General features: G+C 76.4%; 3 protein-coding genes. All 3 read left to right on the top strand.

Annotation, left to right across the window (positions count from 1 at the left end):
• A partial coding sequence (locus tag G5C62_RS26735) for an amidohydrolase family protein (protein ID WP_164703374.1) occupies window positions 1–546 on the top strand: 546 nt, incomplete at its 5' end.
• Between the two features lie 2 nt (window positions 547–548).
• Window positions 549–1,346, top strand: coding sequence for a glucosamine-6-phosphate deaminase (nagB, locus tag G5C62_RS26730; protein WP_164703373.1), 798 nt, complete (start codon window positions 549–551; stop codon window positions 1,344–1,346).
• Window positions 1,343–1,999 (top strand): GntR family transcriptional regulator (locus tag G5C62_RS26725; protein WP_241176162.1); only part of this gene is annotated, 657 nt, incomplete at its 3' end. The genes nagB and G5C62_RS26725, both read left to right, overlap by 4 nt.

Raw genomic sequence — 1,999 nt, 5'->3', positions numbered from 1 at the left:
CCCGGCGGTCCGCTCTTGGCGACCCACCTGTTCAACGGCATGCCGCCGCTGCTGTCCCGGGCGCCGGGGCCCGTGGCTGCCTGCCTGGCCGCCGCGGCGCGCGGTGAGCTGGTGGTCGAGCTGATCGGCGACGGCGTGCACCTCGCGCCGGAGACGGTGGCCACCGTGTTCGACCTGGTCGGTCCGGGTGCGATCGCCCTGGTCACCGACGCGATGGCCGCCGCCGGGATGCCAGACGGCAGCTACCGCCTCGGCTCGCTCCCGGTCGAGGTCCGCGACGGCGTCGCCCGGCTCACCGGGGAGTCGGCCGCCATCGCCGGGGGGACTGCGCGGCTGGTGGACGTCGTCCGGGCGACCGTCGCCGCCGGGGTCCCGCTGGCCGACGCCGTCCTGGCCGCGAGCGGCACCCCGGCCCGGTTGCTCGGCCGGGAGGACGTCGGCGAGCTGGTCCCGGGCCGGCGGGCCGACGTGCTGGTCACCGACCCACACCTGAACCCCATCGCCGTCCTGCGGGCCGGCGCGTGGGTGCACCGAGAGGAGAGCTGACCGTGGAGGTCGTCCTGCTGCCCACCCCCGAGGACTGCGGGCGGGTCGTCGCCGACGCCGTCGCCGGGTCGGTGCTGGCCGCGCTGGGCCGGGGCGGGCCGGTGGTGCTGGGCCTGGCCACCGGCTCCTCGCCGCTGCTGGCCTACCGCGAGCTGCTGCGCCGGCACCGGGAGGAGGGGCTGTCCTTCGACGGGGTGGAGGCGTTCCTGCTCGACGAGTACGTGGGCCTGCCCGCCGGCCACCCGGAGAGCTACCGCGAGGTGATCCGCCGGGAGCTGACCGACGAGCTCGGCCTCGACCCGGCGGTGGTGCACGGCCCGGACGGCGCAGCGGCCGACCCCCTCCAGGCCGCCCACGACTACGAGGACCGGCTGCTGGCCGCGGGGCCGGTGGCGGTGCAGGTGCTGGGCATCGGCGCGAACGGGCACCTGGGGTTCAACGAGCCCGGCTCGTCGCTGGCCAGCCGGACCCGGGTCAAGACGCTCACCGAGCAGACCCGGATCGACAACGCGCGGTTCTTCGGCGACGACGTCACGGCCGTGCCCCGGCACGTGATCACCCAGGGGCTGGGCACGATCCTGGGTGCCGAGCACCTGGTGCTGGTGGCGACCGGAGAGGCCAAGGCCGCCGCGATCGCCGCCGCCGTGGAGGGGCCGCTCACGGCGTCCTGCCCGGCGTCGGTGCTCCAGCTGCACCGGCACGTGACCCTGGTCGTCGACGAGGCGGCCGGCGCCCAGCTGACCCGGGCCGACTACTACCGCTATGTGCTGAGCCACAAGCTGACCGACCAGGGGTGGTGACCGCGCTGATCGTCGACGGGGTGGTGCCCAAGCACGAGCAGCTGCGCGGCCGGCTGACCGAGCTGGCCGCCCGGCTGCCCGCCGGTGCCCCGCTGCCCGGCGAGCGCCAGCTGTGCGTCGAGCACGGGGTCAGCCGGATCACCGTGCGCGAGGCGATCGGCCAGCTGGTCAGCGAGGGCGTGCTGGTGCGGGTGCGTGGCAAGGGCACCTTCGTGGCGGAGCGGCCCGCGCGGTCGAGGCTGCACCTGGCCTCCTTCCACGAGGACATGCGCCGGCTCGGGCTGCGGCCGAGCACCGTCGTCCTGGCGGTCGCCCGGGCCGTGCCCCCGCCGGCGACCCGGGCCGCGCTGGAGCTGGCCGCGGGGGAACGGGCCTGGCACGTGCGCCGGCTGCGGCTGGCCGACGACCAGCCGATGTCGGTGGACGACGGCTGGTATCCGGTGGCGGTGGCGCCCGACCTGGACGGGGCCGACCTCACCGGCTCGCTGTACACCCTGTTCGCCCAGCGGTACGGCTGCACGATCGAGCGGGCCGAGCAGACCGTGCGGGCGGCGGAGGCCGACCGGGAGTCCGCCGTCCTGCTGGGACTGCCGCCGTCCCGCCCGGTGCTGGTGTTCGACCGGGTCTCCTACAGCGCCCGCCGGCCGGTCGAG

The organism is Modestobacter sp. KNN46-3 (assembly GCF_011039295.1).
This window is presented reverse-complemented; position numbering and strand designations above follow the sequence as displayed.